This window comes from Nocardioides sp. P5_E3, from assembly GCF_054049275.1.
In genome coordinates this window covers 22,681-44,294 of sequence record NZ_JBFUMR010000024.1, presented here as the reverse complement: position 1 = coordinate 44,294, position 21,614 = coordinate 22,681, and the positions used below count along the sequence as shown (strand labels likewise).

Genomic DNA, 21,614 nt, shown 5'->3' with positions numbered 1-21,614 from the left:
TGCCATGCACCTCCTGCCGTCCCGCACCCGCCCCGTGCTCGCGGCCCTGCTCGCCGCCGGGCTCCTCGCCCTGTCCGCCTGCAGCGGCAGCGACGGCTCCGGTGAGGCCGACCAGACCGCCACCCAGCCCGCGGACTCCCCGACGAGCGCCTCCACGGCCGACGCCGAGGAGGCCGCACAGACGGGGCAGGCCGGGCACAGCGGCCACTACGCCGAGCCGGCGAAGTCCCGACGCCTGCGCGCGGGGGAGACGCGTACGACGATCGCGATGCCCGGCGAGTACACGCCGTCCGCGCCCTACGGCACCGGCACCGACGACTACCGGTGCTTCCTGCTCGACCCCGAGCTCGACGAGGACGCCTGGCTCACCGGCACGCAGGTGCTGCCCGGCAACCCCGACGTCGTGCACCACGTGATCCTGTTCCAGGTCCCGCCGCGGCAGGTCGCCGCCGCCGAGGCCAAGGACGCGGCCGAGGACGACGAGGGCTGGACCTGCTTCGGCGGCACGGGGCTCGACCGCTTCCAGAACGTCGACCGGTCCTCGTGGATCGGCGCGTGGGCCCCGGGGAGCAAGGAGTCGGTCACCAAGCCCGGCTACGGCGTACGCCTGCGCAAGGGCAGCCGGATCGTGATGCAGGTCCACTACAACCTGCTCGCCGGGCAGCAGCCCGACACCTCGGCCGCCCAGCTGCGCCTCGCACCCGGCACGCGCGACTACGAGGCGCTCAGCACCATGCTGCTGCCCGCGCCCGTGGAGCTGCCGTGCCGGCCGAAGCACTCCGACGGAGAGCTGTGCGACCGCGACGCGGCGCTCGCCGACGTCAAGGAACGCTTCGGCGCGGAGGGCAACACCGCCGACCTCCTCCACCTCCTGTGCGGCGGTGAGCCACGCGCCGGCGAGGTGCAGTCGTGCGTGCGCACCCTGTCCGAGCCGATCACCATCCACGGCGTGGCCGGGCACATGCACCTGCTGGGCCGCTCCCTGAAGATCGAGGTCAACCCGGGCACCCCGCAGGCGAGGACCATCCTCGACATCCCCGTCTGGGACTTCGACGACCAGGGCAGCCGCCCGATCGACCCGATCCGGCTCGAGCCGTTCGAGCAGGTCAAGGTGACCTGTCGCCACGTCCAGTGGCTGCGCGACCGGCTGCCCTCCTTCGAGGGCCAGCCCGACCGCTACGTGGTGTGGGGCGAGGGCACGACCGACGAGATGTGCCTCGGGATGCTGCAGGTCACCCGCCCCTGACGGCCTGACGTGACCGGCCTCCCCTCGTCAGGTGGGCCGCGCGTGTCCGGCTCGGTAGCATGGTGGGGCTCTACCACCGACCCGGAAGGCCGCCCGCACGGGCATCCATGACTGCGACGAACCAGCCAGGCTCCTCCCAGGAGCGACCGACCCACACCGTGGTCGTCCCCAACAGCATCGACATGGTGTCGGTCCTGGGCCCGGGAGACGAGCACCTCCGGCTGATCGAGCGGGCCTTCGACGCCAGCGTCCACGTCCGTGGCAACCGGATCACGCTCGCCGGCGAGTCGGCCGAGGTCGCCACCGCCGAGCGCCTCCTCGACGAGATCGTGACGCTGGTCCGCACCGGCCAGGGCGTCACCGGCGAGACGGTCGAGCGGATCATCCAGATGCTGCGCACCGAGACGCAGGAGCGCCCGGCCGACGTGCTGAGCCTCAACATCCTGTCCAACCGCGGTCGCACGATCCGGCCCAAGACGGTCAACCAGAAGCGCTACGTCGAGTCGATCGACCAGAGCACGATCACCTTCGGCATCGGCCCGGCCGGCACCGGCAAGACCTACCTGGCGATGGCCAAGGCCGTGCAGGCGCTGCAGGCCAAGGAGGTCAACCGGATCATCCTCAGCCGCCCGGCCGTCGAGGCGGGGGAGCGGCTCGGGTTCCTGCCCGGCACGCTCAGCGAGAAGATCGACCCCTACCTGCGCCCGCTCTACGACGCGCTGCACGACATGGTCGACCCCGAGACGATCCCCAAGCTGCTCGCCGCCGGCACCATCGAGGTCGCCCCGCTGGCGTTCCTGCGCGGCCGGTCGCTCAACGACTCGTTCATCATCCTCGACGAGGCGCAGAACACCACGCCCGAGCAGATGAAGATGTTCCTCACCCGCCTCGGCTTCGGCTCGCGCATCGTCGTCACCGGCGACACCAGCCAGGTCGACCTGCCCTCCGGCACGAAGTCGGGCCTGCGGGTCGTCGAGGGCATCCTCGACGGCGTCGACGACATCACCTTCTGCCGCCTCACCGGCACCGACGTGGTCCGCCACCGCCTCGTGGGTCGCATCGTGGAGGCCTACGAGGTCTTCGACTCCGACAACGAGCGCCCCGGCCCGAAGAAGACCGAGCGGAGCCCGCGATGAGCATCGAGGTCCTCAACGAGTCGGGTCTCGACTTCGACGTACGCCGCCTCTCCCGGCTGGCGCGCTTCGTGATGGACGAGATGCGCGTGCACCCGCAGGCCGAGCTCTGCATCAAGGCGGTCGACGAGGACACGATCGCCGAGCTCAACGGCCAGTGGATGGAGAAGGAGGGCCCCACCGACGTGCTGGCCTTCCCGATGGACGAGCTGCGCCCCGGCAAGGTCAACGAGGAGCCCGAGGAGGGCGTGCTCGGCGACCTGGTGCTGGCTCCCTCGGTGGCCGAGCGGCAGGGCGAGGAGGCCGGGCACGGACGCGAGGCCGAGATCGACCTGCTGACCGTCCACGGCATCCTCCACCTCCTCGGCTACGACCACGCCGAGCCCGAGGAGCACGCGGTGATGTTCGGGTTGCAGGGCGAGCTGCTGGAGAAGTGGCGCGCGTCGGCCGAGCCCGTCTGACATGACTGCTGACATCTGGCAGCTCGGCTCGGCCGCACTGCTGGTCGTGCTCGCCGGGCTCTTCTCGGCCGCCGACGCCGCCCTCGGCGGCTTCTCGCGCGCTCGCGCGGAGGAGCTCAAGGCCGAGGGCCGGCCCGGCGCGGTGCGCCTGGTCAAGCTCCTCGACGACCCCGCGCGCTACCTCAACACCGCGCTGCTGATGCGCCTGCTGTGCGAGATCAGCGCGATCGTGCTGGTCGCGACGTGGGCGCGCGACGCCTACCAGGGCTCGCCCGTCCCGACGTTCCTCACCACGATCGGCGTGATGCTGGTCGTGTCCTTCGTCGTCATCGGCGTCGCCCCGCGCACCATCGGCCGCCAGCACGACGTGCGCGTGGCGCTGGCGTCGGCGGGCCCGCTCTCCCTGGTGACCACGATCCTCGGCCCGATCCCGGCGCTGCTGATCCTCCTGGGCAACGCGATCACACCCGGCAAGGGCTTCAGCGAGGGCCCGTTCTCGACCGAGACCGAGCTGCGCGAGCTGGTCGACATGGCCGAGGCCGGCGCCATCATCGAGTCCGGCGAGCGCAAGATGATCCACTCGGTCTTCGAGCTCGGCGACACCATCACCCGCGAGGTGATGGTCCCGCGCCCCGACGTCGTCTACATCGAGCGCCACAAGAACATCCGCCAGACGCTGTCGCTCTTCCTTCGCAGCGGCTACTCCCGCATCCCGGTCATCGACGAGAACCTCGACGACATCGTCGGCATGGCCTACCTCAAGGACCTCGTCCGCCGCGACTTCGAGGCCCCCGACGTCGAGTTCACCCAGCGCGTCGACGAGGTGATGCGGCCGGTCCACTACGTCCCCGACTCCAAGCCGGTCGACGCCCTGCTCACCGAGCTGCAGGCCCGTCGCCAGCACATCGCGGTGGTCGTCGACGAGTACGGCGGCACCGCCGGGCTGATCACGATCGAGGACGTGCTGGAGGAGATCGTCGGCGAGATCACCGACGAGTACGACGCCGAGGAGGTCGAGGTCGAGCACCTCGAGGGCGGCGCGATGCGGGTGTCCTCGCGCTACCCGGTCGACGACCTCGACGAGCTGGTCGGCTTCGACGTGGAGGACGACGACGTCGACAGCGTCGGCGGACTGATGGCCAAGCACCTCGGCAAGGTCCCGCTCCCCGGCTCCGTCGTGGAGTGCCACGGCCTGCGGCTGGAGGCCGAGCGCGCCACTGGTCGACGCAACAAGATCGAGACCGTGCTGGTGACCGTGCTCGCGCCCGAGTCGGACGGCGCCGCCGACGACGCCTCGGTCACCTCCGCCGGCCGCTGACGGACGCCGACCGGGCCGCTCACTAGGGTTCTCGCATGAGCAACGACGCCGGCGACCTCAGCGCCGAGGACGCCAAGCTGGTGACCCTCGCCCGAGCGACCCGGGCGCGGGCGCGCGCMGACGAGGGCGCCRCCGTTCGCGACCTCGACGGCCGCACCTACGCCGCCGCCAGCGTGCGCCTCGCGCACCTCGACCTGTCGGCGCTCGACGTGTGCGTGGCCATGGCCGTGTCGTCCGGGTCCGCCGGCCTCGAGGCTGCTGTCGTGCTGGCGGACGGCGTACCCGCCCTCGACGCCGTACGCGACTTCGCCGGCGCCGGCGTGCCGGTGCACCTCGGCGACGCACGGGGCGCGATCGCCCGTTCGCTCGCCACCTGAGCCGCTGGACTGCAACCTGCTCGCGCGAGCGGGCCGGGATCGCTAGCGTGGAGGGGTGCGAACGGCTGTTGGTCGCGAGCAGCATGCTGCTGGGGAGGCGAGACTCAGGGAGTCCTACGCCGCCCTGCCGGCGGGTGCGCCGGTGCGACTGGCGAAGCGAACCAGCAACCTGTTCCGTGGCCGGTCGGCGTCACAGGCCGGTCTCGACGTCTCCGGGCTGACGGGTGTCGTCGAGGTCGACGGCGACGTCGCCGAGGTGCAGGGGATGTGCACCTACGAGCACCTCGTCGAGGTGACGCTCGCGCACGGCCGCATCCCGCTGGTCGTGCCGCAGCTCAGGACGATCACGCTCGGCGGCGCGGTCAGCGGCCTGGGCATCGAGTCGACGAGCTTCCGCAGCGGCCTGCCGCACGAGTCGGTCCTCGAGATGGACGTGCTCACCGGGGCGGGCGAGGTCGTCACGACCAAGCCGGGTGACGAGCTCTTCGACGCCTTCCCCAACTCCTACGGCTCGCTCGGCTACGCGRCCCGGCTGCGGATCGAGCTCGAGCAGGTGCCGTCGTACGTCGCCCTCCGGCACGTCCGGTTCCCCGACGCGACCACGCTCGCCGAGGCCGTCGTCCGCGTGGTCGAGGAGCGCGCCTGGGCGGGGGAGCGCGTCGACGCGGTCGACGGCGTCGCCTTCGCCCCCGACGAGCTCTACCTCACCCTCGCGCGGTGGACCGACGACCCCGGGCCGACCAGCGACTACGCCGGCCAGCAGGTCTTCTACCGCTCGCTGCAGCAGCGGAGCACCGACCGGCTCACCGTGCACGACTACCTGTGGCGCTGGGACACCGACTGGTTCTGGTGCTCACGCGCCTTCGGCGCCCAGCACCCGCTCGTGCGACGGGTGTGGCCGCGACGGCTGCGGCGCTCCGACGTCTACTGGAAGCTCGTCGCGCTCGACCGCCGCCTCGGGGTGGCCGACCGGCTCGACCGGCGCGCCGGGCGTCCCCAGGGGGAGCGCGTCGTCCAGGACGTCGAGGTCCCCGTCGAGCGGCTCCCCGAGTTCCTGGCCTGGTTCGACCGGGAGATCGGGATGCGCCCGGTGTGGCTGTGCCCGCTGCGGCTGCGCCGCGGGGCGGAACGCTCCGGCGACCGGCCCTGGCCCGGCTACCCGCTCAGCGCCGAGACGACCTACGTCAACGTGGGCTTCTGGGGCATCGTCAACGTCGGCCCGGACGCGCCCACGTCCCCGCGCAACCGGGCGATCGAGGCGAAGGTCTCCGAGCTCGGCGGCCACAAGAGCCTCTACTCCGAGGCCTTCTACGCGCAGGCGGAGTTCGACCGCCTCTACGGCGGGGACCACCTGGCCCGCGTCAAGGCCGTTCACGATCCCGACGGCCGACTCACGTCCCTCTACGACAAGGTGGTGCAACGACGATGACCTTCCACACGGACCCGGGCTCGCGACCCCGCCCACCGTCGCGCCTGAGCATCGGCGACGCGATGGACCGACTGGTGCGGGGCGGGCTGCCGCTGCACTTCACGGCGTACGACGGCAGCAGCGCCGGTCCTCCTGACGCCGACGTCGGGATGCAGCTGCGCACCGAGCGCGGGCTCGCCTACCTGATGACGGCGCCCGGCGACCTCGGCATGGTGCGGGCCTACGTCAGCGGCGACCTCCAGCTCTCGGGGGTCCACCCCGGTGACCCCTACGACGCGCTCGTGCTCCTCAAGGACCACACGAAGTTCCGGGTGCCGGCGCCGCCCGAGGCGGTGCACATCGCCCGCAGCCTCGGCCTCACGCACCTGCGGCCACCGCCCCCGCCACCCCAGGAGCACCTGCCCCGCTGGCGGCGCGCGGTGGAGGGGCTGCGGCACTCCATGACCCGCGACGCCGAGGTCATCTCCCACCACTACGACGTGTCCAACCGGTTCTACGAGCTGGTGCTCGGGCCGTCGATGGCCTACACCTGCGCGGTCTACGAGACGCCCGACATGAGCCTCGAGGAGGCGCAGGCGGCGAAGTTCGAGCTCGTCTGCCGCAAGCTCGACCTGCAGCCCGGCCAGCGCCTGCTCGACGTCGGCTGCGGCTGGGGGAGCATGGTCCGCCACGCCGCGCGCGAGCACGGCGTACGCGCGCTGGGCGTGACGCTGTCGCTGGAGCAGGCGCAGTGGGCCAAGGAGGCGATCGACCGCGAGGGCCTCGCTGACCTCGCCGAGGTGCGCCACCTCGACTACCGCGACGTCGTCGAGTCCGGCTTCGACGCGGTCAGCTCGATCGGGCTCACCGAGCACATCGGCGTGCGCAACTACCCCGCCTACTTCCGCCACCTCCGCGACCGCCTCCGGCCCGGCGGACGCCTGCTCAACCACTCGATCACCCGGCGGCACAACCGCCGGACGGAGACGGGTCACTTCATCGACCGCTACGTCTTCCCCGACGGGGAGCTGATCGGCTCGGGCACGATCATCCGGGCTGCGCAGGACCAGGCCCTGGAGGTGCAGCACAGCGAGAACCTGCGCCTGCACTACGCCGCCACGCTGCGCGACTGGAACCGCAACCTCGTCGAGCACTGGGACGAGTGCGTGGCCGAGGTCGGCGAGGGGACGGCCCGCGTGTGGGGCCTCTACATCGCCGGTTCGCGCGTCGGCTTCGAGCGCGACGAGGTCGAGCTGCACCAGGTGCTCGCGACCCGCAACCACGACGACGGCCGCTCCGACTTCCCGATGCGCCCCGACTGGTGAGCCACCGATAACCTCAGTGGGTGAGCACCCGTGCAGCCCAGTTCCAGGCGATCGTGCGTCGCCGCGAACCGCTCTCGGACCACCTCGTCCGGCTGGTCCTCGGTGACGTCGATGGCTTCACCTCGACCGGGATCGCCGACGAGTGGGTCGGCCTCGTCGTGCCGGGGCAGTTCCAGAGCCGCTACTACACCGTGCGGTCCTTCCGGGACGGCGAGCTCACCCTCGACGTGGTGGTCCACGACGTCGGCCTGGTCACCGAGTGGGCGATGCGCGACTGCGTCGGCGACAAGGTGACGATCACCGAGCCCAAGGCGTCGTTCTCCCCGCCGCCCGGGGCGTCCTGGCTGCTGCTCGTCGGCGACCTGACGGCCATGCCGGCGATGGCCCGCATCGCCGAGTCCCGTCCCGACCTGACGACGTACGTCATGGCGGAGGTGCCCGACGACCTGTCCGGCTACCTGCCCGCCGGCGTCGACGTCACCTGGCTGGCCCCGCCCGCGCCCGGGCAGAGCGCGCTGGCCGAGGTGGTCGCGGGCATCGAGTGGCCCGAGGGTGAGGGCTACTTCTGGATGGCCGGCGAGTCCGCGCAGATGCGCGCGATCCGCAAGCACCTGATGCGCGAGGTCGGCCTCCCGACCAGCCACTACGACGTGATGGGCTACTGGCGCGCCACCGCCGCCCGCCAGCCGCGCGCGGTCGACCCCGGACCGATCTGGCGCGCGGGCAAGGCGGCAGGCAAGACTGACGAGCAGATCTGGGCCGACTACGACGCTGCCCAGACCGAGGAGGCGAACGATGGCTGACGACGACGACAAGGACCTCGAGCTCGAGGACGAGGTCGACGAGGACGACGACGAGCTGGACGACGACTTCGACCTGTCCGGCGTCGCGCCGGCGAGCGCCTTCTACGAGGCGCCCGAGGGTTACCGCAGCGGCTTCGCGTCGTTCGTCGGGCGCCCCAACGCGGGCAAGTCGACGCTGACCAACGCGCTCGTGGGCCAGAAGATCGTCATCACGTCGTCCAAGCCGCAGACCACCCGCAACGTGGTGCGCGGCATCGTCCACCGCGCCGACGCGCAGCTGATCCTCGTCGACACCCCCGGCCTGCACCGGCCCCGCACCCTCCTGGGCGAGCGGCTCAACGACCTGGTGCGCACCACGTGGGCGGAGGTCGACGTGGTCGCCGTGTGCTTCCCGGCCAACGAGAAGATCGGGCCCGGCGACCGCTACCTCGTCGGCGAGCTGGCCAAGGTGCGGCGTACGACCCGCATCGCCGTCGCGACCAAGACCGACCTGGCGACCCCCGAGCAGCTCGGCCAGCACCTGCTCGACATCGCAGCGCTGGGGGTCGAGACCAGCACCGAGTGGGCCGAGATCGTGCCCGTCTCCGCGGTGGCGGGCGACCAGGTCGACCTGCTGGCCGACCTGCTCGTCGGGCTGCTGCCGGAGGGGCCGCCGCTCTACCCCGACGGCGACCTCACCGACGCACCCGAGGAGGCGCTGGCCGCCGACCTCATCCGCGAGGCCGCCCTCGAGGGCGTGCGCGACGAGCTGCCGCACTCGATCGCGGTGGTGGTCGAGGAGATGGGCCTGCGCGAGGGGCGTCCCGACGACAAGCCGCTGCTCGACATCGTGGCCAACCTCTACGTCGAGCGTGACTCCCAGAAGGGCATCATGATCGGCCACAAGGGCTCGCGCCTTCGCTCGGTCGGCACGGCCGCGCGCCTGCAGATCGAGGCGCTGCTCGGCACCCCGGTCTACCTCGACCTGCAGGTCAAGATCGCCAAGGACTGGCAGCGCGACCCGCGTCAGCTGCGCAAGCTCGGCTTCTGACCCCTACCCGCGGTCCGGGCGGCGCTCCTGCTCGGCGAGGGCCCCGACCAGCGCCTCGACGAGGCGACCGACCGCCGGCCGGCGCGAGGTCGACGCGCGGTGGACGGCCAGGAAGCGACGCGTGGGGACCGGTCCGCGCAGGGCCACGACCCGCACCGTGTCCGGCAGGGCGGGACGGCCCAGTCGCGGCAGTACCGCCACGCAGAGCCCTGCCGACACCAGGGCGAGCTGCGAGGCGTACTCCTCGGCCCGGAAGTCCACGCGCGGGTGCTCGGTCGCGGCGCCCAGCATGTCGAGGATCCACCGGGTGCAGATGCTGTCCGAGACGTCGGTGACCCACACGTCGTCGACCGTCTCCGAGAGGGCCACCGTCCGCCGGCCTGCCAGGCGGTGCGTGGTGGGGACGACCAGGTCGACGGGGTCGTCGGCCAGGTGCACCGACTCCAGGCCGGCAGCGAGCGTGGTGCGGTCGTGCACCCAGTCGTGGACGACCGCCACGTCGACGTACCCGCCCGCGACCGCCTCGAGGCCCAGCTCGGGTGCGAGCTCCCGGAGCCGGATGCGCAGCTCGGGTGCGGCCTCGGCCAGCGACCGCAGCGCGGGGGCGACGACGCCGCGGACCGCCGAGGGGAAGCACGCCAGGCTCAGCGACCCCGTCAGCCCACCGGAGAGGGCCTCGAGCCGGCCCCGCGCCTCCTCCTCGGCCGCCTCGACGGCGACCGCGGCATCGACCAGGACGAGGGCCGCGTCGGTGAGCACGACCCCGCGACCGACGGGCTCGAGGAGTCGGACGCCCGCCTCGCGCTGCAGCTTGCCGATCTGCTGGCTCACCGCCGAGGACGTGTAGCCGAGCTCGCGCGCCGCGGCCGTCACCGAGCCGTGGCGGTGGACGGCGCGGAGGAAGACGAGCCGGGACAGGTCGATCATGTAGCAACGCTAACCAGTCGTGCCGCGTGATGCGCGCTGGTCCTTACCGGTCCCGGTGTCGATGATGGCTCCATGACCGCACTCGCGCAGCAGCACTGGGTCCCCGAGCACAGCCGCACCCACATCGAGGCCCTGGCGGCGGCGACCGCGGACCGGACGGTCGCGGCCTCGCTCGCCGAGCTGGACCGCCTGGTGGCGGCCAACCGGCAGATCCACGACCACGACTGCCTGAACCTCAACCCGGCGACCAACGTGATGAACCCCCGCGCCGAGGCGATGCTCTCCGCCGGGCTCGGGTCGCGGGCGTCCCTGGGCCACCCCGGTGACAAGTACGAGATGGGGCTCGAGGCCATCGAGCAGATCGAGGTGATGGCGGCCGAGCTCGCGGGCGAGGTGTTCGGGGCGCGCTTCGCCGAGATCCGGGTGCCGTCCGGGGCCATCGCCAACCTCTACGCCTTCCTGGCGACGTGCGAGCCGGGGGACACGATCATCGCCCCGCCCGCCAGCATCGGCGGCCACGTCACCCACCACGCAGGGGGCTCGGCCGGGATGTACCGGTTGCGCACCCTCGCCGCGCCCGTCGAGGCCGACCGCTTCACCGTGGACGTGGCAGCGCTGCGCGACCTCGCACTCGAGCACCGCCCCCGGATGATCACCATCGGCACCAGCATGAACCTCTACCCCCACCCGGTCGCCGCGCTGCGCGAGGTGGCCGACGAGGTCGGTGCGGTGCTGCTCTTCGACGCCGCCCACGTCTGCGGCCTGATCGCCGGCGGCGCCTGGCCGAACCCGCTCGAGCAGGGCGCGCACGTGATGACGATGAGCACCTACAAGAGCCTCGGCGGGCCGCCCGGCGGCCTGGTCGTCACCAACGAGCCGGAGATCGCCCGGAGCCTCGACGCGATCGCCTATCCCGGCCTCACCGCCAACTTCGACGCCGGCAAGGCGGCCGCCCTGGCGGTGACGATGCTCGACTGGAAGGCCGTGGGGGCCGACTACGCCGCGACGATGGTTCAGACGGCCGCGGCCCTCGCCGCCGGCCTGGTGGAGCGCGGGCTCCCGGTCTTCCACGGCATCGACGGGCCGACCGGGTCCCACCAGCTCGCCCTGGAGGCGCGCCAGTGGGGCGGTGGCCAGAGCGCGGCACGGCTCCTGCGCCGCGCCAACCTGCTGACGTCGGGCATCGGGCTGCCGGTGGAGGCGGTCGACGGGGACTTGAACGGGCTGCGCATCGGCACCCCCGAGCTGGTGCGGCTGGGCATGGGTCCCGGCGACATGGACGTGCTCGCGTCCCTCCTCGCCGAGGCCCTGACCCCGGGCGCCGACCTCGACGACGTCGGCACCCGGGTGACGGCGTGGCGGTCCCGCTTCGGCGGGGTGCACTTCACCGCCTAGGACGAGGTGTCGGGCACCCAGCAGATGCCGTAGCGCTGGCCGGCGTCCCACTGCTCGCGCGTGGGGCTCTCCTGCGACCAGGTGAAGTCCAGGTCGTCGGTGGCGTCCGCCGCGACGTCGCGGCAGACCTGGTCCATCCGCGCGGCCACCGCGTCGCGGGTGGGCAGCTTGCGGCCCGGGATGTCGACGGTCGCCACCGCACGCCACGAGTGCTTCGCGCCGCACGTCACCCGCCGGAACCCGGGGGTGCCGGGTGCCGCGGTGGCGCACATCAGCGGACCGTCCCATCCCTTCGTCCGGCGTGGGAGCCGCAGCAGCGTGCCGGGCGACGCCACGGCCACGATGTCGCAGCGGAACCAGTCGGCCCCGGCCTCCGCCCGCTTCTGGCTCGGGCTGAACCAGACGGCTCGGACCATGCGCAGCCTCAGCTCGCGCGGCGTACGTCCGAGGTGCCGGGGGAGCCGAGTGGTGCAGGCGCGGCTCATCTGCCGCTGCGCGGCCTGCGAGTCCACCCGCCGGGTGAAGCCGGACTTCGTCGTGAGGTCGAGCCGGCCGACGAAGTAGGTCTGCGCCGTGTGCGGTCGTCGGCACGCGACCGGCGCCGTACGACCCACCACGGCGACCGCCTGGCGCAACGACAGGGCGTGGCACTCGCCCACCTCGGGCGTCGGGCCCGGGTCCGGGGCCGCGACCTCGGTCGGGGTGGAGGTCGCGGACGGCGGTGTCGGGTCGTCCGCGGGGGCGTCGGTGGGAGAGGTGCAGGCCGACAGCAGGACGGCCGCGGCGAGGGCCGCGAGGAGCCGCCTCATCCCATCACCAGGGCCGCGAGCGTCCCGCCCAGCTCGTACGCCGACTCGCGCTGCGACTCGCCCACGTCGCCCAGCACCTCGAGGACCGGCGCGCTCTGCCGCCAGCCGAGCGCACCCACGATCGACTGCACCGAGCGCACGGCACCCGTCGTGTCGTAGCGCCCGTGGACGTAGAGCCCGAACGGCTTGCGACCGCCCTCCACCGCCGCGGCCGAGCCGTCGTCGGTGAGGGCGCCGCCGGCCTGGAGGAAGATCGAGTCGAAGAAGTGCTTGAGCGCCCCGCTCATGTAGCCGAAGTTCGCGGGCGTCCCGAGCACGTAGCCGTCCGCGGCGAGCACGTCGTCCGCATCGGCCTCGAGGGCGGCCCGGACCACCACGTCGACGCCGGTGATCGCGTCGTCCGACGCGCCGGCGACCACGGCCTCGGTCAGCGCGGCCACCGAGGGCGTCGGCGAGTGGTGGACGATGAGCAGGCGCGGCACGGAGCCGAGGCTACTCACGGGCCAGCGAGCGGCGTACCGTCGACGCGTGAGCTTCGAGGTGGCGGGTGAGGCGTACGACCGGTTCATGGGGCGCTACTCGCAGCCGCTCGCGGTCCGCTTCGCCGACCTGTTGGAGGTGACCGCGGGGCAGCGGGCGCTCGACGTCGGCTGCGGGCCCGGTGCGTTCACCGCGCCGCTGGTCGACCGCCTCGGAGCGGACCAGGTGTCCGCGATCGACCCGTCGGCGCCCTTCGTCGAGACCTGCCGCGCCCGCTTCCCCGGGGTCGACGTCCAGCGGGGTGCCGCCGAGTCGCTGCCGTGGGACGACGACTCGCACGACGTGAGCGGCGCGTGCCTCGTCGTGCACTTCATGACCGACCCCGTCGGCGGGGTGTCGGAGATGAAGCGGGTGACCCGGGAGGGCGGCTGGGTCGGCGCCACGGTGTGGGACCTCGCCGGCTCCCGCGCGCCGATGGCGCCGCTGTGGACCGCCTTCGCCGAGGTGGCCCCGCAGCAGCCGGACGAGCGGGGCTTCCAGGGTGGCTCGCGCGAGAGCATCCGCTCGATCCTGGAGGGTGCCGCCCTCCGTGACATCGAGGTGAGCGAGCTGTCGGTCACCGTCACCCACCCGACCTTCGAGGAGTGGTGGCAGCCCTACCTGCACGGCGTCGGCCCGGCGGGGGAGGTCATCGCCGCGCTCGACCCGGACCGCAGGCGGGAGGTCGAGCAGACCCTGCGCCGCAACCTCGGCGACGGTCCGTTCGACATCACCGCCGTGGCGTGGGCGGGCCGCGGTCGGGCGTGAGCCCGGGCCTCGTGGCCGGACCCGGCCACGAGGTGTCTCATCCAGCGGGAGACGGGCGACGGCTGCGCGCGGACGGGGTTACTGTTGGTCCCTCATGATGCGCAGCCTTCTCCTCCTTCGCCGCCGCAGCGAGGCCTGACCCGGCCCCCTCGTTGCGGAGTGTGGCGCGTGCCGGTCGCCCCTCCGCACACGAGAAGCAGACCGAGGACCTCATGACCAACCTGAGCAACACCGCCAACCAGCAGGGCACGAGCCCGATGCCGTTCGCCCGCTACACGCCGTTCGTGCCCGTCGACGTTCCCGACCGCACCTGGCCGACCCGGAAGGTCGAGAAGGCGCCGCGGTGGCTCTCCACCGACCTGCGCGACGGCAACCAGGCGCTCATCGACCCGATGACGCCCGCCCGCAAGCTCACGATGTTCGAGCTGCTGGTGGCGATGGGCTACAAGGAGATCGAGGTCGGCTTCCCCAGCGCCAGCCAGACCGACTTCGACTTCGTGCGCAAGCTCATCGACGAGGACCGCATCCCCGACGACGTACAGATCTCGGTGCTGACGCAGGCCCGTGAGGACCTGATCGAGCGCACCGTCGACTCGCTGGTCGGCGCCCCGCGCGCCACCGTGCACCTCTACAACGCCACTGCTCCGCTGTTCCAGCGCGTGGTCTTCAACGTCACCCCCGACGAGTGCCGCAACATCGCCGTCCGCGGCACCGAGATGGTCATGAAGTACGCCGAGGAGCGGCTCGGCGGCCTCGTCGGCAGCGAGTCCTTCGGCTACCAGTACAGCCCGGAGATCTTCACCCAGTCCGACACCGACTTCGCGTTGAGCGTCTGCGAGGCGGTCTCCGACGTGTGGCAGCCCGAGGCCGGCCGCGAGATCATCCTCAACCTGCCCGCCACGGTCGAGATGTCGACGCCCAACACCTACGCCGACCAGATCGAGTACTTCGGCCGCGGCCTGACCCGCCGCGAGCACTCCGCGATCAGCCTGCACCCGCACAACGACCGCGGCACCGCGGTCGCCGCCACCGAGCTGGGGCTGATGGCCGGTGCCGACCGCGTCGAGGGCTGCCTGTTCGGCCACGGCGAGCGCACCGGCAACGTCGACCTGGTGACCCTGGCGATGAACCTCTTCAGCCAGGGCATCGACCCGCAGGTCGACCTCGGCGACATCGACGAGGTCCGCCGCACCGTCGAGTACTGCACCAACCTGCCGGTCCACCCGCGCCACCCCTACGCGGGCGACCTCGTCTACACCGCCTTCTCCGGCTCCCACCAGGACGCCATCAAGAAGGGCCTGGAGGACCTGGACAAGAAGGCGACCGCGCTGGGCGTCGAGGTCGGCGAGCTGCCCTGGGAGGCGCCGTACCTGCCGATCGACCCCAAGGACGTGGGCCGCACCTACGAGGCGGTCATCCGCGTCAACAGCCAGTCCGGCAAGGGCGGCGTGGCCTACGTCCTCAAGTCCGAGCACAAGCTCGACCTGCCGCGTCGCGCGCAGATCGAGTTCAGCCGCGTCGTCCAGCAGCGCACCGACACCGAGGGCGGGGAGATCACGCCCGAGGAGATCTGGTCCGTCTTCCGCGCGGAGTACCTCGACCGGGAGACCCCGCTCAAGCTCAACTCGGTCCACACCTCCAGCGCTGCGGGGGAGAAGGACCAGCTCACCGTCGGGGTGTACGTCGACGGCGTGCGCCGCGAGCTGACCGGCGCCGGCAACGGCCCGATCAACGCCTTCACCAACGCGCTCAACGAGCTCGTCGAGGCCGAGCAGGCGGCGGGCAACCCGACCTACGCGGGCCGCGGCGAGGTGCGGGTCCTCGACTACCACGAGCACGCACTGTCGTCCGGTGGCGACGCCATCGCAGCGGCGTACGTCGAGTGCGCCGTCGGCGAGAAGGTGCTGTGGGGCGTGGGGCTCGACGCCAACATCGTCACCGCGTCGCTGAAGGCGGTCATCAGCGCGGTCAACCGCGGCTGAGCGCCGGCAGCGCTACATTCGGTCCATGTTGGTCAGCGAGCGGATCGGACAGTTCTTCGTCGAGTCCGACGGTGGGCGCGACCGGCTCGAGTACACCGAGTACGGCTCGGGCGACGAGTGGGTCGTGCTGCTGCACGGCCTGCTCATGCCGCGCCGGATGCAGCAGCCGCTCGCCCGCGCGATGGCCGCGCAGGGGCTGCACGTGGTGACCCTCGACCTGCTCGGGCACGGTCGCTCGGACCAGCCGGCCGACCCGCTGGTGTACTCGATGACATCGTTCGGCGAGCAGGTCGTCGCGCTGCTCGACCACCTCGGGGCGGAGCAGGCCGTCATCGGCGGCACGTCGCTCGGCGCCAACGTCTCCCTGGAGGTGGCGGTGATCGCGCCGGAGCGGGTCAAGGGCCTGATCGTCGAGATGCCGGTGCTCAACAACGCGCTGGTCGCCGGGATCCTCGCTTTCGTCCCGATCATGCTCGCCGCGCGCTACCTGCCGATCACGGCCAACACCCTGCAGCGGCTCTCGCGGTCCGTGCCCCGCGGGATCGTCCCGTTCTGGGTCGGCATCGGCCTCGACACCGTCGACCACCGCGCCGAGTCCATCGCCTCGGTGCTGCACGGGGTGATCTTCGGCCGGCTCGCGCCGTCCCGCAGCCAGCGTCGTCGGATCCAGGCACCGGTCTTCCTCGTCGGCCACCCGATCGACCCGATCCACCCCTTCGTCGACGCCGACATGCTGGCCGCGGAGCTCCCCAACGTCCGGCTCGAACGGGCCACCTCGATCCTCGAGTGGAGGTTCCGACCGGAGCGGCTCACCGCCGCCGCCGCCGACTTCGCTCTCGAGTGCTGGCACGAGCACCCCGCGACGACCAAGGCCGCGACGAAGGCCCGCACCCGGAAACGCTGACGCCGCACCCCGCCCGTACGCGCCTGAGCAGGCTCGGTGGGGGAGAATGACCGCGTGCCCCTGTACCGCGACGAGGCCGTCGTGCTCCGCACCCACAAGCTGGGCGAGGCCGACCGCATCATCACCCTGCTGACCCGTCAGCACGGGCGCGTGCGCGCGGTCGCCAAGGGGGTGCGGCGTACGACGTCACGCTGGGGCTCGCGCCTCGAGCCGTTCAACCACGTCGACCTCCAGCTCGCGGAGGGGCGCAGCCTCGACGTGATCACCCAGGCCGAGACGCTCGACCCGTTCCACGCAAGACTGGGGCTCGACTACGACCGCTACACCGCCGGCACGGTGATGCTCGAGACCGCCGAGCGCCTGGTGACCGAGGAGAAGGAGCCCGCGGTCCAGCAGTTCCTGCTGCTCGTCGGGGGGCTGCGTGCGATGGCCGGCGCCGAGCACCCCGCCAAGCAGGTCCTCGACTCCTACCTGCTGCGCTCCTTGTCCGTCGCGGGCTACGCGCCGTCGTTCGACCACTGCGTGCAGTGCGGCGTCGAGGGCCCGCACCGCTTCTTCAACCCGTCGGCCGGCGGCGTCCTGTGCTCCTCCGACAAGCTGCCGGGGTCGGCCACCCCCGCCGGGGAGACCGTCCTCCTGCTCGGCGCGCTCCTCGTCGGCGACTGGCCCGTCGTCCACGCCGCCGAGCCACGCCACCTGCGCGAGGCCAGCAACCTCGTCTCGGCCTACCTCGCCTGGCACCTCGAGCGCGGCCTGCGCTCGATGGCGTACGTCGAGCGCTGACGCGTCGCCTCTGACGTCWTGGCGTGCGGTCGTCCGGGCGACCGCCCGCCATGACGTCCCCGCACTACGCTGGCGCCGTGAAGCGACAGGTGAAGCCGCCGACCCCGCACCCGAGCGGCGCGACGCCGCCGCCGGTCCCGCGCGACCTCGTGCCCGAGCACGTCGCGATCATCATGGACGGCAACGGCCGGTGGGCGAAGGAGCGTGGGCTGCCCCGCACGAAGGGGCACGAGCAGGGCGAGCACACGCTCTTCGACGTCGTCGAGGGGGCGATCGAGATCGGCGTGAAGGCCATCTCGGCCTACGCGTTCTCCACCGAGAACTGGTCGCGCTCGCCCGACGAGGTGCGCTTCCTGATGGGCTTCAACCGCGACGTGATCCGCCGTCGTCGCGACGAGATGCACGACCTGGGCGTGCGCGTGCGCTGGGCCGGTCGCGCTCCCCGGCTGTGGCGGTCGGTCATCAAGGAGCTCCAGGTCGCCGAGGAGATGACGAAGGACAACGACGTCCTCACCCTCACGATGTGCGTCAACTACGGCGGCCGGGCCGAGCTCGCCGACGCCGCTCGCGCCATCGGCCGCGAGGTCGCCGCAGGCCGCCTCAACCCGGACAAGATCGACGAGAAGATCTTCGCCCGGCACCTCTACGTCCCCGAGCTGCCGGACGCCGACCTGGTCTGGCGCACGTCGGGCGAGCAGCGGCTGTCCAACTACATGCTGTGGCAGGCGGCCTACAGCGAGATGGTCTTCACCGACGTGCTCTGGCCCGACGTGGACCGGCGGCACCTGTGGTCGGCCGTCGAGACGTACGCCAGCCGCGACCGCCGCTACGGCGGCGCGCTCCCCAACCAGACCCCCGACCAGACTCCCGACCAGCCCTAGCGGCAGGCGGGGCAGGTCCCGAAGATCTCCAGCGTGTGGCTGATGTCGGCGTAGCCGTGCTCGGTCGCGATCGCGCTCGTCCACCGCTCGACGGCCGGTCCCTCGACCTCCACGGTCGCCCCGCAGGTGCGGCACACGAGGTGGTGGTGGTGCGTGTCGGAGCAGCTGCGCCAGATGGCCTCGCCGTCCTCGTTGCGCAGCATGTCGACCTCGCCGGCGTCGGCGAGGGTCGCCAGCGTGCGGTAGACGGTCGCGAGCCCGACGGACTCGCCCTGCTGCGAGATGAGGTCGTGGATCTCCTGCGCGCTGCGGAAGTCGTCGAAGCCGGCCAGCGCGGCGGCGACCGCGCGACGCTGGCGGGTCGGCCGGACCGAGGGCCGGGGCGTGGGTTCAGTGCTCGTCATAGTGCTCTCCGTGTACGGCGTGCCGGTGGCCGTCGTGGACGTAGTCGACGTGGTCCGCGTGCGGCACCGCCGGGTGGCCGCAGTCGGTGCCGTGCTGGTGGGGGTGCTCGTCGGTGACGGTGTGCGTGGCCACCTCGACGCTCGCGAACGGCGAGAGCATCCGGCGGCGCCTGCGCAGCCACACGCCGATGGGCCAGGTGGAGGCGAACATCGCGAGGGCGAGCAGCACGATCGTCGGCCCCGGCGCGACAGTGGCCCGGAACGACAGGGCCGCGCTCAGCAGCAGCCCGCCGAGGGCCGCGAGGACGCCGACGGCCATCGCGCCCGCGATCGTCGTACGGAACGAGCGGGCGAGCTGCTGGGCGGTCGCGACCGGCACCACCATCAATGCGGACACGAGCAGCAGGCCGACCGTGCGCATCGCGACGGTGACGGTCACGGCGGCGAGCACGGCGATCAGCAGGTTGTAGAGGCGCACCCGCAGGCCGGCGACCCGCGCGAAGTCGGGGTCGCTGGAGACGGCGAAGAGCTGGGGGAGCAGGCCGAGCGTGGTCACGAGCAGCACCACGGTCAGGCCGAACGTGAACCACACGTCGCCGGCGGTGATGCTGGTGAGCGACCCGAAGAGGTACTCCTGGAGCCGCGCCGCACCCTGTCCGGCGAGGCCGGTGATCAGCACGCCACCGGCCAGGCCGCCGTAGAAGAGCAGGGCCAGCGCGACGTCGCCGTTGGTGTGGCCGCGTTCGCGGATGACCTCGATCAGGACGGCGCCGAGGACCGCGACGACGACGGCCGTCCACGTCGGGGAGGTGTTGGTGAGCAGGCCGATCGCGACACCCGTGACGGCGACGTGGCCGATGCCGTCCCCCAGCAGGGCGAGGCGGCGCTGCACGAGGAAGGTGCCGATCGCGGGTGCGGCCAGGCCCGTCAGCAACGCGGCGAGGAGCGCACGCTGCATGAAGGGCAGCGAGAAGAGGTCGACGAAGTCGCTCATCGTCCGCCGCCCAGCTCGTCGAGCGGCGATCCCACGTGCGGGACGTGGTCGTGCGAGGCGGCCAGCGGGTGGTGGTGCCCGTGGGCGTCCTCTTCGTCGAGCGCGGGCCCGTCGTAGGCGATCCGGCCGTCGCGCATCACGACCGCTCGGTCGATCAGAGGCGCCATCGGGCCGAGCTCGTGGGCGACCAGCACGATGGTGGCGCCGCCGGCCTTGAAGGTGGCGAGCGCGTCGGCGAGGGCGCGCTGGTTGCCGAGGTCGACCCCGGCGGTGGGCTCGTCGAGCACCAGCAGGTCGGGCTCGCCGGCCAGTGCGCGAGCAATGAGGACGCGCTGCTGCTGCCCGCCGCTCAGCTGGGACACGCCGAGGCCCGTGCGGTCGGACAGCCCGACGACGTCGATCGCGTCGGCGATCGCCCGCCGGTCCTCGCGGGAGAGTGGGAGGAAGGGGCGCCGCCGGCTGATGCGCCCCGACGCGACGACCTCCCAGACGGTCGCAGGTACGCCGCTGGCCGCGGACGCGCGCTGCGGCACGAAGCCGACCCGCTTCCAGTCGCGGAAGTCGGCGTACGGCGTGCCGAAGAGGGAGATGCCGCCACCCGTCGTCGGCAGCAGGCCGGTGATCGCACGCACGAGGGTCGACTTGCCGGAGCCGTTGGCGCCCATCAGTGCCAGGAACTCGCCGGACCGGACGGTGAGGTCGATCCCGCGCAGGATCGGGCGGCCGCCGATCGCGACCGACCCGTCGCGGACCTCGACCGGAGGTGCTCCGGGGCTCACTGGCATCCGTTGGCCTTCCGGAGCGCGTCGAGGTTCTGGCCCATGAGGGAAAGGTAGTCGTCGTCGGACGTCTCGTCCGAGAGGCCCTCGACCGGGTCGAGCACCGCGGTCTCGAGGCCGAGGTCGCCGGCGAGCGAGTCGGCCATCTTGCTGCTGGCGAGGCGCTCGGAGAAGACGGTGGTGATGCCGTCCTCGGTGATCAGCTGCTGGAGCCGGGCCAGGTCGGCCGGCGTCGGCTCGGCGTCGGGGGAGAGGCCGGCGATCGCCTCGAACTGCAGCCCGTAGCGGGCGAGGTAGGAGAACGCCTCGTGGCTGACGACGGTCGTCGTGCGCTCGCACGTCGCCAGGCCGTCGACGTACTCCTGGTCCAGGGCCTCCAGCTCCGTGCGCAGCGCCGCCGCGTTGTCCTCGTACGTCGCTGCGCCGTCGGGGTCGAGCTCGACCAGCCGGTCGGCCACGGCGTCACCGAGGTCGGCCATCAGCAGCGGGTCCTGCCAGAAGTGGGGGTCGAGGTCGCCGTGGTCGTGGCCCGCCTCGTCGTGCTCGTGCTCGTGCTCGGAGGCGGGCATGAGCTCGACCACGTCGGCCGCGTCGACGATCTCCGCGTCGGGCGCGTTGGCGTCGACCGTCTCGTCGACCGCGGGCTGGAAGCCGTGCTCGAGCACGATCAGGTCGGCCTCCGCGAGGGTCGCGGTCTGCTTGATGTCGAGGGACAGGTCGTGCGGCTCGGTGCCCGGCCCGGTGAGGTTGGTGACCTCCCACTCGTCGCCCGCCACCTGACCGGTCACCCAGGCCAGCGGGTAGAACGCGGCGACGGCCGAGCGACCATTCCCGGCGCTGTCGTCGGACCCGCCGCAGCCGGCAAGGAGAGCGGCCGAGGCGAGGGCGGTGGCGAGGGCGATCGGTCGGGTGGCGGACAACATGAGAACGATTCTCACGCTCTTTGAGAACCGTTGTCAAACCGGCGGGCCGTAGGGTGAGCCCGTGCTCGTCGTCACCCGCCTCCGTACGCCCTTGCCCGACGCGGCAGCCGAGAGCGAGCTGCGCGCAGGCCTGCTGCAGGCCCTCGCCATCCTGGCCGCCAAGCCCGGGTGGGTCGGCGGCGACGTCGGCCGCAACGTCGACGACCCGTCCCTCTGGGTGCTGACCACGCGCTGGGAGAACGTCGGTTCCTACCGGCGCGCGCTGGGGTCGTACGAGGGCAAGATGCACATCCAGCCGCTGATGGTGCACGCGCTCGACGAGCCCAGCGCCTACGAGGTGGTCGAGGAGGGGACCGACCTCAACGAGGCGCACCCCCGCTCGATAGGCTGACCGTTCGTTTCTCCGAGCCGGCAGCCAGCCTGCCGACCTGCCCACACCTGAAGG

23 protein-coding genes are annotated in these 21,614 nt (G+C 72.3%); 16 read left to right on the top strand and 7 right to left on the bottom strand.

Going from position 1 to position 21,614, the window contains the following annotated elements; translation table 11 throughout:
* Positions 1 to 4 precede the first annotated feature (4 nt).
* From ACXJKB_RS15750 to era, 9 genes are all read left to right on the top strand, one after another.
* Positions 5 to 1,246, top strand: a complete 1,242-nt coding sequence (locus ACXJKB_RS15750) for a hypothetical protein (protein ID WP_457189961.1) — start codon at positions 5 to 7, stop codon at positions 1,244 to 1,246.
* A gap of 107 nt (positions 1,247 to 1,353) precedes the next feature.
* The gene (locus tag ACXJKB_RS15745; RefSeq protein ID WP_300051728.1) at positions 1,354 to 2,382 is read left to right on the top strand and encodes a PhoH family protein; all 1,029 of its coding nucleotides are present in this window, start codon (positions 1,354 to 1,356) and stop codon (positions 2,380 to 2,382) included.
* Positions 2,379 to 2,840, top strand: a complete 462-nt coding sequence (gene ybeY / locus ACXJKB_RS15740) for an rRNA maturation RNase YbeY (RefSeq protein ID WP_457189958.1) — start codon at positions 2,379 to 2,381, stop codon at positions 2,838 to 2,840. The genes ACXJKB_RS15745 and ybeY overlap by 4 nt, the downstream gene beginning before the upstream one ends.
* Before the next feature lies 1 nt (position 2,841).
* Entirely contained in the window at positions 2,842 to 4,158 is a 1,317-nt protein-coding gene (locus ACXJKB_RS15735; protein WP_457189957.1) for a hemolysin family protein, read from the top strand.
* A gap of 35 nt (positions 4,159 to 4,193) precedes the next feature.
* Positions 4,194 to 4,535: a cytidine deaminase gene (locus ACXJKB_RS15730; RefSeq protein WP_457189955.1), complete on the top strand. Its 342-nt coding sequence runs from the start codon at positions 4,194 to 4,196 to the stop codon at positions 4,533 to 4,535.
* Positions 4,536 to 4,590: 55 nt separating this feature from the next.
* Positions 4,591 to 5,964 (top strand): FAD-binding oxidoreductase, encoded by a 1,374-nt coding sequence (locus ACXJKB_RS15725; protein WP_457189953.1) that lies wholly within the window; start codon positions 4,591 to 4,593, stop codon positions 5,962 to 5,964.
* Positions 5,961 to 7,268: a class I SAM-dependent methyltransferase gene (locus tag ACXJKB_RS15720; protein WP_457189951.1), complete on the top strand. Its 1,308-nt coding sequence runs from the start codon at positions 5,961 to 5,963 to the stop codon at positions 7,266 to 7,268. The genes ACXJKB_RS15725 and ACXJKB_RS15720 overlap by 4 nt, the downstream gene beginning before the upstream one ends.
* A 20-nt stretch (positions 7,269 to 7,288) precedes the next feature.
* Positions 7,289 to 8,071: a siderophore-interacting protein gene (locus ACXJKB_RS15715; protein ID WP_457189949.1), complete on the top strand. Its 783-nt coding sequence runs from the start codon at positions 7,289 to 7,291 to the stop codon at positions 8,069 to 8,071.
* Positions 8,064 to 9,101, top strand: coding sequence for a GTPase Era (gene era / locus ACXJKB_RS15710; protein ID WP_457189947.1), 1,038 nt, complete (start codon positions 8,064 to 8,066; stop codon positions 9,099 to 9,101). Before ACXJKB_RS15715 ends, era begins: the two co-directional genes overlap by 8 nt.
* Positions 9,102 to 9,104: 3 nt before the next feature.
* Here era and ACXJKB_RS15705 read toward each other — a convergent pair whose 3' ends face one another.
* Entirely contained in the window at positions 9,105 to 10,028 is a 924-nt protein-coding gene (locus ACXJKB_RS15705) for a LysR family transcriptional regulator (protein ID WP_457189945.1), read from the bottom strand.
* A gap of 72 nt (positions 10,029 to 10,100) precedes the next feature.
* Here ACXJKB_RS15705 and ACXJKB_RS15700 point away from each other — a divergent pair, with 72 nt between their 5' ends.
* Positions 10,101 to 11,423 (top strand): aminotransferase class I/II-fold pyridoxal phosphate-dependent enzyme, encoded by a 1,323-nt coding sequence (locus ACXJKB_RS15700; protein WP_457189943.1) that lies wholly within the window; start codon positions 10,101 to 10,103, stop codon positions 11,421 to 11,423.
* Here the strand turns inward: ACXJKB_RS15700 and ACXJKB_RS15695 are convergent.
* Both ACXJKB_RS15695 and ACXJKB_RS15690 read right to left on the bottom strand, forming a co-directional pair.
* Positions 11,420 to 12,232, bottom strand: a complete 813-nt coding sequence (locus tag ACXJKB_RS15695) for a septum formation family protein (protein WP_457189941.1) — start codon at positions 12,230 to 12,232, stop codon at positions 11,420 to 11,422. The two genes, ACXJKB_RS15700 and ACXJKB_RS15695, sit on opposite strands and share 4 nt — an antisense overlap.
* Complete coding sequence (locus ACXJKB_RS15690) at positions 12,229 to 12,714, bottom strand: NAD(P)H-dependent oxidoreductase (protein ID WP_300051757.1); 486 nt, start codon at positions 12,712 to 12,714, stop codon at positions 12,229 to 12,231. Before ACXJKB_RS15690 ends, ACXJKB_RS15695 begins: the two co-directional genes overlap by 4 nt.
* A 46-nt stretch (positions 12,715 to 12,760) precedes the next feature.
* Between ACXJKB_RS15690 and ACXJKB_RS15685 the strand changes: the two genes are divergently transcribed.
* The 5 genes from ACXJKB_RS15685 to ACXJKB_RS15665 all read left to right on the top strand — a co-directional run bounded on the left by ACXJKB_RS15685 (position 12,761) and on the right by ACXJKB_RS15665 (position 18,069).
* Entirely contained in the window at positions 12,761 to 13,519 is a 759-nt protein-coding gene (locus tag ACXJKB_RS15685) for a class I SAM-dependent methyltransferase (protein ID WP_457189939.1), read from the top strand.
* 212 nt (positions 13,520 to 13,731) lie between these two features.
* The gene (gene leuA / locus ACXJKB_RS15680; protein WP_457189937.1) at positions 13,732 to 15,501 is read left to right on the top strand and encodes a 2-isopropylmalate synthase; all 1,770 of its coding nucleotides are present in this window, start codon (positions 13,732 to 13,734) and stop codon (positions 15,499 to 15,501) included.
* Between the two features lie 25 nt (positions 15,502 to 15,526).
* Positions 15,527 to 16,405 (top strand): alpha/beta fold hydrolase, encoded by an 879-nt coding sequence (locus ACXJKB_RS15675; RefSeq protein ID WP_457189935.1) that lies wholly within the window; start codon positions 15,527 to 15,529, stop codon positions 16,403 to 16,405.
* Between the two features lie 54 nt (positions 16,406 to 16,459).
* Complete coding sequence (gene recO, locus ACXJKB_RS15670; protein ID WP_300051767.1) at positions 16,460 to 17,188, top strand: DNA repair protein RecO; 729 nt, start codon at positions 16,460 to 16,462, stop codon at positions 17,186 to 17,188.
* 77 nt (positions 17,189 to 17,265) lie between these two features.
* A complete protein-coding gene (locus ACXJKB_RS15665; RefSeq protein ID WP_457189933.1) occupies positions 17,266 to 18,069 on the top strand; it encodes an isoprenyl transferase in 804 nt (267 codons plus the stop codon).
* Here ACXJKB_RS15665 and ACXJKB_RS15660 read toward each other — a convergent pair.
* From ACXJKB_RS15660 to ACXJKB_RS15645, 4 genes are read right to left on the bottom strand one after another with little or no spacing between them, the layout of a single operon-like run.
* The gene (locus ACXJKB_RS15660; protein WP_457189931.1) at positions 18,066 to 18,473 is read right to left on the bottom strand and encodes a Fur family transcriptional regulator; all 408 of its coding nucleotides are present in this window, start codon (positions 18,471 to 18,473) and stop codon (positions 18,066 to 18,068) included. The genes ACXJKB_RS15665 and ACXJKB_RS15660 overlap by 4 nt on opposite strands.
* A complete protein-coding gene (locus tag ACXJKB_RS15655; RefSeq protein WP_457189929.1) occupies positions 18,460 to 19,467 on the bottom strand; it encodes a metal ABC transporter permease in 1,008 nt (335 codons plus the stop codon). Before ACXJKB_RS15655 ends, ACXJKB_RS15660 begins: the two co-directional genes overlap by 14 nt.
* Positions 19,464 to 20,252: a metal ABC transporter ATP-binding protein gene (locus tag ACXJKB_RS15650; RefSeq protein ID WP_457189927.1), complete on the bottom strand. Its 789-nt coding sequence runs from the start codon at positions 20,250 to 20,252 to the stop codon at positions 19,464 to 19,466. Before ACXJKB_RS15650 ends, ACXJKB_RS15655 begins: the two co-directional genes overlap by 4 nt.
* On the bottom strand, positions 20,243 to 21,169 hold the full coding sequence (locus ACXJKB_RS15645; protein ID WP_457189925.1) for a metal ABC transporter solute-binding protein, Zn/Mn family: 927 nt from the start codon (positions 21,167 to 21,169) through the stop codon (positions 20,243 to 20,245). Before ACXJKB_RS15645 ends, ACXJKB_RS15650 begins: the two co-directional genes overlap by 10 nt.
* Before the next feature lie 61 nt (positions 21,170 to 21,230).
* On the opposite strand from ACXJKB_RS15645, the gene ACXJKB_RS15640 reads away from it, so the two are divergent.
* On the top strand, positions 21,231 to 21,560 hold the full coding sequence (locus ACXJKB_RS15640; protein ID WP_457189923.1) for an antibiotic biosynthesis monooxygenase family protein: 330 nt from the start codon (positions 21,231 to 21,233) through the stop codon (positions 21,558 to 21,560).
* Positions 21,561 to 21,614: the final 54 nt, after the last annotated feature.

Bases quoted from the DNA above. Each gene is read 5' to 3' on its own strand.
- ACXJKB_RS15750 (WP_457189961.1), top strand. From the start codon at position 5: ATGCACCTCCTGCCGTCCCGCACCCGCCCCGTGCTCGCGGCCCTGCTC.
- ACXJKB_RS15745 (WP_300051728.1), top strand. From the start codon at position 1,354: ATGACTGCGACGAACCAGCCAGGCTCCTCCCAGGAGCGACCGACCCAC.
- ybeY (WP_457189958.1), top strand. From the start codon at position 2,379: ATGAGCATCGAGGTCCTCAACGAGTCGGGTCTCGACTTCGACGTACGC.
- ACXJKB_RS15735 (WP_457189957.1), top strand. From the start codon at position 2,842: ATGACTGCTGACATCTGGCAGCTCGGCTCGGCCGCACTGCTGGTCGTG.
- ACXJKB_RS15720 (WP_457189951.1), top strand. From the start codon at position 5,961: ATGACCTTCCACACGGACCCGGGCTCGCGACCCCGCCCACCGTCGCGC.
- era (WP_457189947.1), top strand. From the start codon at position 8,064: ATGGCTGACGACGACGACAAGGACCTCGAGCTCGAGGACGAGGTCGAC.
- ACXJKB_RS15705 (WP_457189945.1), bottom strand. From the start codon at position 10,028: ATGATCGACCTGTCCCGGCTCGTCTTCCTCCGCGCCGTCCACCGCCAC.
- ACXJKB_RS15700 (WP_457189943.1), top strand. From the start codon at position 10,101: ATGACCGCACTCGCGCAGCAGCACTGGGTCCCCGAGCACAGCCGCACC.
- ACXJKB_RS15695 (WP_457189941.1), bottom strand. From the start codon at position 12,232: ATGAGGCGGCTCCTCGCGGCCCTCGCCGCGGCCGTCCTGCTGTCGGCC.
- leuA (WP_457189937.1), top strand. From the start codon at position 13,732: ATGACCAACCTGAGCAACACCGCCAACCAGCAGGGCACGAGCCCGATG.
- ACXJKB_RS15675 (WP_457189935.1), top strand. From the start codon at position 15,527: ATGTTGGTCAGCGAGCGGATCGGACAGTTCTTCGTCGAGTCCGACGGT.
- ACXJKB_RS15660 (WP_457189931.1), bottom strand. From the start codon at position 18,473: ATGACGAGCACTGAACCCACGCCCCGGCCCTCGGTCCGGCCGACCCGC.
- ACXJKB_RS15655 (WP_457189929.1), bottom strand. From the start codon at position 19,467: ATGAGCGACTTCGTCGACCTCTTCTCGCTGCCCTTCATGCAGCGTGCG.
- ACXJKB_RS15650 (WP_457189927.1), bottom strand. From the start codon at position 20,252: ATGCCAGTGAGCCCCGGAGCACCTCCGGTCGAGGTCCGCGACGGGTCG.
- ACXJKB_RS15645 (WP_457189925.1), bottom strand. From the start codon at position 21,169: ATGTTGTCCGCCACCCGACCGATCGCCCTCGCCACCGCCCTCGCCTCG.